The 7,769-nt window shown below is 63.3% G+C and carries 9 protein-coding genes; 6 read left to right on the top strand and 3 right to left on the bottom strand.

The annotated features are described in order from the left end of the window. From B384_RS17340 to B384_RS0101415, 4 genes are all read left to right on the top strand, one after another. Window positions 1-386 (top strand): HNH endonuclease signature motif containing protein (locus B384_RS17340; RefSeq protein WP_019481362.1); only part of this gene is annotated, 386 nt, incomplete at its 5' end. A gap of 155 nt (window positions 387-541) precedes the next feature. Beyond that, window positions 542-1,147 carry a helix-turn-helix domain-containing protein gene (locus tag B384_RS0101425; RefSeq protein ID WP_026040881.1) on the top strand — a complete coding sequence of 202 codons (606 nt, stop codon included), beginning with the start codon at window positions 542-544 and terminating at the stop codon, window positions 1,145-1,147. Then, complete coding sequence (locus B384_RS0101420; protein ID WP_019481360.1) at window positions 1,140-1,871, top strand: B3/B4 domain-containing protein; 732 nt, start codon at window positions 1,140-1,142, stop codon at window positions 1,869-1,871. Before B384_RS0101425 ends, B384_RS0101420 begins: the two co-directional genes overlap by 8 nt. 44 nt (window positions 1,872-1,915) lie before the next feature. Further along, a complete protein-coding gene (locus B384_RS0101415) occupies window positions 1,916-2,755 on the top strand; it encodes an EamA family transporter (RefSeq protein WP_019481359.1) in 840 nt (279 codons plus the stop codon). A 36-nt stretch (window positions 2,756-2,791) separates the two neighbouring features. Here B384_RS0101415 and B384_RS0101410 read toward each other — a convergent pair whose 3' ends face one another. Together B384_RS0101410 and B384_RS17335 are read right to left on the bottom strand one after the other, a co-directional pair. Beyond that, window positions 2,792-3,271 carry a hypothetical protein gene (locus B384_RS0101410; protein WP_019481358.1) on the bottom strand — a complete coding sequence of 160 codons (480 nt, stop codon included), beginning with the start codon at window positions 3,269-3,271 and terminating at the stop codon, window positions 2,792-2,794. Further along, a complete protein-coding gene (locus B384_RS17335) occupies window positions 3,268-4,032 on the bottom strand; it encodes an alpha/beta hydrolase (protein ID WP_019481357.1) in 765 nt (254 codons plus the stop codon). The genes B384_RS0101410 and B384_RS17335 overlap by 4 nt, the downstream gene beginning before the upstream one ends. A 132-nt stretch (window positions 4,033-4,164) precedes the next feature. Between B384_RS17335 and B384_RS17330 the strand changes: the two genes are divergently transcribed. Next, complete coding sequence (locus B384_RS17330) at window positions 4,165-4,983, top strand: lysophospholipid acyltransferase family protein (RefSeq protein WP_083850796.1); 819 nt, start codon at window positions 4,165-4,167, stop codon at window positions 4,981-4,983. A gap of 179 nt (window positions 4,984-5,162) precedes the next feature. Further along, entirely contained in the window at window positions 5,163-6,482 is a 1,320-nt protein-coding gene (locus tag B384_RS0101395; protein WP_116778148.1) for a class II 3-deoxy-7-phosphoheptulonate synthase, read from the top strand. Window positions 6,483-6,613: 131 nt separating this feature from the next. Here the strand turns inward: B384_RS0101395 and B384_RS0101390 are convergent. Then, a partial coding sequence (locus B384_RS0101390) for a PASTA domain-containing protein (protein WP_019481354.1) occupies window positions 6,614-7,769 on the bottom strand: 1,156 nt, incomplete at its 5' end.

The raw sequence follows: 7,769 nt of genomic DNA, 5'->3' as shown, positions 1-7,769 counted from the left end.
CATCGTTCACCAGGATCCTCACCCACCCCTTCACCGGGGCCAGGCTCGGCGCTGATGCAACCACGTACCGGGTCCCGCAGGACCTGAAGGATGCGGTCCGGGTTAGGGACGGGACGTGTCGGCATCCGGGATGTAACCGGTTGGCGGTGTTCTGCGAACTCGACCACACCACCCCCTGGTCCCAAGGCGGCAAAACCAGCTACGGGAACTTGGCGGCCCTGTGTAAACGCCACCACATGTTCAAAACCGACGGCTACTGGCACTACCAACAACCCGACCCCGGGACCATCATCGCGATCTCACCACTCGGCGAAACCTACCTCACCCGACCAGACCCACCCCCAGCACCACCAGCACCACCAGCCGAGATCCCCCCGCCCTTCTGAGAGTGCGCCCCCGATTATCTTGGCTGCTTAGAGCACTCCCGGCGGCGTAGACAGCGGCGGACCACAGGCAGCGCCCATCCAGACAGCAGTCGCACTCGACAATGCATACTGCACTGATGATGCATACTGCACTGACAGTGCACTATGCTGCACTTATGGCAAGTAACCCCACTGCGCTTGCGGCAGCAATTGGCAGCCGCATCAAACATGAGCGCCACTCCCGATCCCTGACTCTTGATCAGCTGGCAGACGCTGCTGGCGTGAGTCGTCGCATGCTGATCAATGTGGAGCAGGGTGCCACCAACCCGAGTGTGGGAACACTGTTGAGGTTGAGCGACGCTCTCGGCATCGGGCTGCCTTCGCTGGTTGAGTCTCCATCGGCGAAGCCTGTGACAGTTACACGCAGCGGTGAAGGTGCCGCCCTTTGGACTTCCGAATCCGGTGGCAGGGGGACGCTGGTTGCAGGCTCTGAGTCACCCGACGTCGTCGAACTTTGGGACTGGACATTCGTGCCAGGGGACCGCCACGAGAGCGAGCCACACTCCAAGGGAACCAAAGAGTTTCTCCAGGTGCGGCAAGGTTCGATCACAGTGCAGGTGGGGGAGCAGACAATAGTGCTCGAAACCGGGGACGCCGTGTCGTTTCCCGGGGACGTTGCCCACTCGTACGCGAACGTAACCATGGAACCGGCCACGTTCACCATGGCAGTTTTCGAGCCCGGTGTAGGGCTAAGCCACCGAGAGGCAACAACCAATGAATGATCTGAGCAGCTTGCACCAGGTTGTGGAATCCAGCCGCGTTGACCCGGAAGTGTTCTTGCTTCGTCCTGACTATCGTGCTGTGCTGATCGCCGCCGATGGTCTGGTGCCAGGGCCCAGCGACCAGACAAGCGAGGACCTCCTCAGCCACGCTGAAGGTTTCGCCCGTGAGCTCCTCAAAACTACTCCGGTTGAGCAACTTGCACACGTCGCTGCGTGGCGGGACGCCTATCGCGGTTTCGGGGCCAAGCCGCAACGAACGCGCAACAGTCTGGAGGCCCTCCTGCGGAGGTCAGCCACCGGGCTCCCACGCGTCAACCGACTCACCGACATCTACAACGCCATCTCAGTCCTCCACCAGGTCCCCTTGGGTGGCGAGGATCTCACCGGTTACGCTGGCCCACCCCGCCTGACCCTCGCCAGGGGAACCGAACCGTTCGACACCGCGACCGGGGGCGAGGAAACGGTCGAGTTTCCGGAACCTGGCGAAGTGGTCTGGAGGGATGACATAGGAGTGACGTGCCGGCGCTGGAACTGGCGGCAAGGGCGGCGGACACAGCTCAAAAACAATACCGAAACCGCGCTTTTCATCCTGGATGCTCTTGAGCCGATGACTGACCACGCTCTGCAACTCGCAGCGGATGCGCTCGCCTCCCACCTCAGCCAACTCGGCCCCGACGTGCAGACCGCCAGCCGGCTGATCCGTCCCGAACCGATCAAATCATGACCAGAACGTCACCCGTCCCGCCTTGGGGGCTTGCGATAACGGCGATGTTCTCAGTCCAGCTAGGTTCTGCTCTGTCGGTGGACCTGATTGGCGCTGTCGGCCCGGGCGGAACCGCATGGCTGCGCTTGAGCATGGGAGCAATCATCCTGATCGCTCTGGTCCGTCCACCACTTCGCTCGATCCGCCGCCAGGACGTGCCCACCATTATCGGTCTGGGTCTGGCTACGGGTCTGATGACCATCGGGTTCCTCGCGGCGCTGGAGCACATCCACCTCGGCACCGCCGTCGCAATCGAGTTTCTCGGGCCATTGACCGTGGCAGCTGTGCGAAGCCACCGCAAGAGGGCGCTGCTCTGGCCGGGTCTCGCCCTGATCGGTGTGATTCTCATGACCGAACCCTGGCAGGGGACTTTCAATGTGACGGGAGTCGGCTTCGCAGCGATGGCGGCCGTGGGGTGGGCCGTCTACATCCTTCTCACTCAACGCATCGGCGACCGTTTCAACGGAATCGCCTCGCTCTCCCTGACGGTGCCAATCGCGGCGGTTGCCGCGGCCGTCGTCGGGGTCCCTCAAGCCATTGGCCACATCACGCCAGGCATCCTCGCCGCCGCGCTGGGCCTGGCCGTGCTGCTCCCGGTGCTGCCCTTCGCACTGGAGATGCTCGCACTACGCCGGATGACCCCTACAGCCTTCGGAACGCTGATGGCACTGGAACCTGCGTTCGGAGTGCTGCTGGGACTGATTATTCTTCACCAACACGTGGGAGTCCCGCAGCTGGCGGGCATAGCATTGGTGGTACTGGCCGGTGCGGCCGCCCAACGAGGCGGGAGCCGCCTTCAACCAGCCAGGATCGACTCGGCCACCCCGGTGCACATCACCGGCTGACCACTCCGGCTCGGTCCTACGGAACGCGGCAGCTACCTATACTTCGGCGCCGTTGTCTCCGTGATCGCGGGTTTTGGGGAGCCTCAGGATCAGGAACGCCACCGACACCAGGAAGATGGCCAGCACCCCCAGCATCATCGTGAGCGGGGCGGCGCGCCAGAACATGGCGAGTAAAAGCAAAGCGATCGGTCCACCCACTGCGCCGAACCAGGCGAGGACCAGCAGCGGCTCCCCGGTACCCAGCGCCGGCGGCTCCGGCGGATGATAACCCTCGTCTTCGTCGTCGTCGGGCTCCTCGGGGGTATAGTCCCGCGGACCACTGGGGGAGCGGCGGGGCTGATTCTCAAACAGAGCCCGCACCCGGTCCTGATCGGACAATCCCGCATCAACGTTCTGTTCCGGTGCCGAACTGGCTGCAGCCTCCGGCGCGGTGGGCGTCTGCTCCAACCGGGCCACCAGATCCTGCCACACGGCATCGTCAGTGGACTCGTTGGGTTCCTGACCTCGGGATGTCATGCGGTGCTACCTGCCGTCACGTGCTGGATAAATTGCGCTGACCGTTCAAAAATCAACTGCGCGTCATGGTCCATGGTCGCAACATGGTAGCTGTTCTCCAAACGGACAATCTCGAGAGCTTTGCTACCAATCCGCTGTTGCAGCACCTCCAGGCTGCTTTCCGGCACGATCGGGTCCACCGATGAGCGAAAAACCAGCGTGGGCGCGGTCACTGACGGGAGCAGGTTGACCGTCTCCCTGAATAGTCGGCCGAGCTGTGCGACAGCAGCAACGGGGGTCCGCGCGTACGCGCCCTCGTCGAGCCCTTCCTTCTTGATGTTGTTGGCGATGGCTGGCACCGATCGCATCACAAACTTCAGCACCCCGGCGTAACGTGCGCGCGGATCGGCGATGGTGAGACCAGGATTGACGACGACGACGCCGGCCACCGGCTGCAGGGCCGCCAACCGCAGTGCAAGGGTCCCGCCCATTGACAGGCCGGCGACCACGATCTTCTCGGTTGACTGTGCCAACTCCCGGTAACTCGTCTCATAGCTGGCGTACCAGCGCTGCCACGGGGTGCGGGCAAGTTCCTGCCAGGTGGTGCCATGGCCGTCGAGCAGAGGGAGCCGCACTGCGTACCCCTGATCGGCTAGATATTGGGCCCAATCGAGCAGGCTAACCGGAGAACCGGTGAAACCGTGACTCAGGAGGATGCCGATGCGCGACGCCTCCCCGAAACCGTCGGAAGAGAAGGCGACGGGACCCGCGCTGGATGTCATAGCCCCATCGTGCCACCTGCCACCAATGCCTTACCAGCGAATCCGTTCCTTAGAGTAGTCTCTCAAGGAAAAGCGCGATCGACTGTGGGGTAATCCGCCGTGATCCCGCTCGGGTCGAGGAAGGCTGTCAGCGTGTTTTATTGGTTCATGAAGCGGATCATCGTAGGTCCGATTCTGGGTCTCCTCTTCCGGCCCTGGGTGAAGGGAATGGACAACGTCCCACTGGATGGTCCGGCGGTGCTGGTCAGTAACCACCTCTCCTTCTCAGACTCGATTTTCCTTCCGATCGCAGTGCCCCGGCCGGTGATCTTCCTGGCCAAGTCCGAGTACTTCACGGGTAAGGGCATCAAGGGAAAGCTCACCGCGATGTTCTTCAGACTCTCGAACCAGCTGCCGATGGACCGCTCAGGCGGTGCTGCGTCGTCGAGTTCGCTGAGCGCGGGTGAAGCGGTGCTGAACAATGGCGGGATCCTGGGTATCTATCCCGAAGGAACGCGCAGTCCCGACGGCCGGCTGTATCGAGGAAAGACCGGCGTGGCCAAACTGGTGCTCGCCACCGGGGTGCCGGTGATACCGGTAGCGATGATCGGCACGGACAAGGTACAACCCATTGGCCGGCGTATCCCCAACATTCGCAGGATCGGCATCATCGTCGGCGAACCTCTCGATTTTTCCCGGTACGAAGGTCTCGCCGAGGATCGTTTTGTTCAGCGGTCCGTGACCGACGAGATCATGTACGAACTGATGCGACTCTCCGGCCAGGAGTATGTGGACGTGTACGCGAGCAGTGTGAAGGAAAAGCTTGCGGCCGCGAAGAGCTCCGAAAAGAAGGCGCACGGCAAATCCGCCTCCGCCGCCCCGACAGCCGCGGAGCAGGACACCAACCAGAAGTCTTTGCGCAGCAGGCTCACCAGTATCAAATTGCCGGTCTGGCTGAGCCGGAAACGATAGTCCGGCTGCTGGGCCAGGAAGCGTGGCGCCCGGCACAATGTGACGTGCTGCTCCGCTGCGTGACGGTCCCGGCAGCGGCGGGGATGTAGACCCATTAGGCTTAACCGGTGACTGATATCTTCGCACCCACCGAAACCACCGTTCCCCCAGCAGGGCAGAGCAGCCCGCAGGCAAGCGCGATGCTTGACAATTGGCGCCAGCTGCCCATTTCGCAGCAGCCCACCTGGCAGGACCCCAGCGTGTATTCGGCCTCCGTCAAAGAACTTTCCACCCTTCCTCCACTGGTCTTCGCCGGCGAGGTCGACGTGCTGCGTGACCGCCTGGCCGCCGCTGCCCAGGGCAAGGCATTCTTGCTGCAGGGCGGTGACTGCGCCGAAACCTTCGAGGGCGCAACCGCAGATCGGATCAGCGCCCGTGTGCGCACCATTCTGCAGATGGCAGTGGTCCTGACTTACGGTGCATCACTGCCGGTGATCAAGATGGGCCGGATGGCTGGGCAGTTCGCCAAGCCACGTTCATCCAACGATGAGACCCGCGAAGGCGTGACGCTTCCGGCGTACCGCGGCGACATGGTCAACGGCTACGAGTTCACCCCTGAGTCGCGTGGGCATGATGCTTCCCGCATGGTCAAGGCGTACCACACGTCCGCTTCCACACTTAACCTGATCCGTGCCTTCACCCAGGGCGGTTTTGCGGATCTACGCCTGGTCCACCACTGGAACAAGGGTTTCACCGCCAACCCAGCCCATTCTCGCTACGAGTCGCTGGCCGGTGAAATCGACCGCGCGGTCCGGTTCATGGATGCCTGCGGCACCGACTTCGAGGCACTGAAGAGGGTCGAGTTCTTCGCAAGCCATGAAGCGCTCCTGCTCGACTACGAGCGGGCGCTGACGCGGACCGACTCACGCACCGGGCTCCCGTACGACACCTCGGCCCACTTCCTGTGGATCGGGGAGCGTACCCGTGACATCGACAGCGCCCACATCGACTTCCTGTCGCGGGTTCGGAACCCGATCGGCGTGAAGCTCGGTCCGAACACCTCACCCGACGATGCCCTGGCACTGATCGATAAACTGGATCCCAATCGCGAGCCAGGTCGCCTGACCTTCATTACGCGCATGGGTGCCGGCAACATTCGTGAGAAGCTGCCCCGGCTGGTCGAGAAAGTCACCGACTCCGGTGCGCAGGTCCTCTGGGTATCCGATCCGATGCATGGCAACACGGTGACGTCGCCGAACGGCTACAAGACCCGTAACTTCGACGACGTCATGGACGAGGTTCGCGGTTTCTTCGAGGTGCACAATTCGCTGGGCACCTTCCCGGGCGGCCTCCACGTCGAGATGACTGGCGACGACGTCGCCGAGTGCCTGGGCGGCGCCGACCCCGTGGATCAGGAAGCATTCCTGGAACGCTACGAGTCGGTCTGCGATCCACGCCTGAACCACATGCAGTCCCTGGAGATGGCTTTCCTGGTCGCAGGAGCACTCTCCAAGCGCTAGGCAAGCCGGGCCCACAGGTTCAAACACCGCAGGTTCGAACACCGAAGGTTCAAACACCGCAGGTTTAGACACAACAGAGGCGAAGCGGAAACGCTTCGCCTCTGTTGTGTCTAAACCCTGGTGGATCCTTGCTACGTGACGGTGATCGTGACGGTGGAGCCCTCCGGCTGCTCGCCGGTCAGATCCTGCCCTGCGACCAGACCGAGAACCGAACCGCCGAACGTGTAGTCCACTACGACAACGAATCCGGCCGCTTCAAGTTCGGCCACGGCTGCCTCTTCCCGCTGGGAGAACACGTTGGGCACCTCAACCAGGCGGGGCCCCAGGGACAGGGTGAGGGTCACCGTCTCCCCACGGGTCAGCTGCCCCCCGGAAGGGCTCTGCCCGACGACGGCGCCCTCGGGTATGTCTCGATTGTTCTCGCCGTCGGGGGCCACCGCTGCCACCAGGCCGGCGGCCTCGATGGCGGCAACGGCGTCGGCGCGCGGCTGCCCGGTCACCACCGGAACCTCAATAGGTTCAGGGCCCTGGGACACGACAAGGTTCACGGCGGTGCCACGCGGAGTCTGATGACCGGCGGCGGGCTCCTGGCTAATGACCAGTCCGTCCTCGACGTCGGCGTTGAACTCCCGAGTAATCTCACCGACTGCCAGCTCGCTGCCGGCCAGTTGTTCTGCGGCGGCAGCCTCACCCCGGTCAACAACATTCGGCACCTCGAACAGCTCGGGGCCTTTCGACACGAACAGCTCGACTGACTGGTAACGGCGGATCTCCGTTTGCGCCGCCGGTTCGCTGCGGATCACCAACCCCGATGCCACTTCGTCGTGAAACTCTTCTTCCGAACGTGGGGCGTCGAAGCCGTTTTGTGCCAGCAACAACTCGGCCTGGTCCACCGAACGGTTGACGACGTCGGGCACTGTTGCCAGTGCACCGGGCCCCACCCCGAAAAACCAGCCCAGGCCCGCGGCGAGCCCAGCGAGGAGCAGAAGCAGTACCACCCAGATAGCGTTGCGGCGTCCACGGTTGCCGGGGCGCAGCGCTTTCTCGGGCCGCAGGGCGGCCTTGGCCTGCTGCTTTTGGTAGACCTTGAACTCCCGTCGGGCCTGTTTGTCGGTTCTCTGATCCGACTCGGGAAGTGATTCAGCGTGGGTCTCCGGGATCCGGATGGCTCTGGTGTGCTGAACGTCGTGGGGGATGACCGAGGTCAGGGACTGGTCGGCGCGGATCACCTCGGTGGCGCGGGGTCCGCGCGGAGAGTGAATGACTTCCGTGGCCGAAGCGCCCGCC

This window comes from Arthrobacter sp. TB 23 (genome assembly GCF_000294595.1).
Lineage (GTDB): Bacteria > Actinomycetota > Actinomycetes > Actinomycetales > Micrococcaceae > Arthrobacter_D.
Note: the sequence above shows the minus strand (reverse complement) of the source record. Positions and strands in the feature narration are given on the sequence as shown.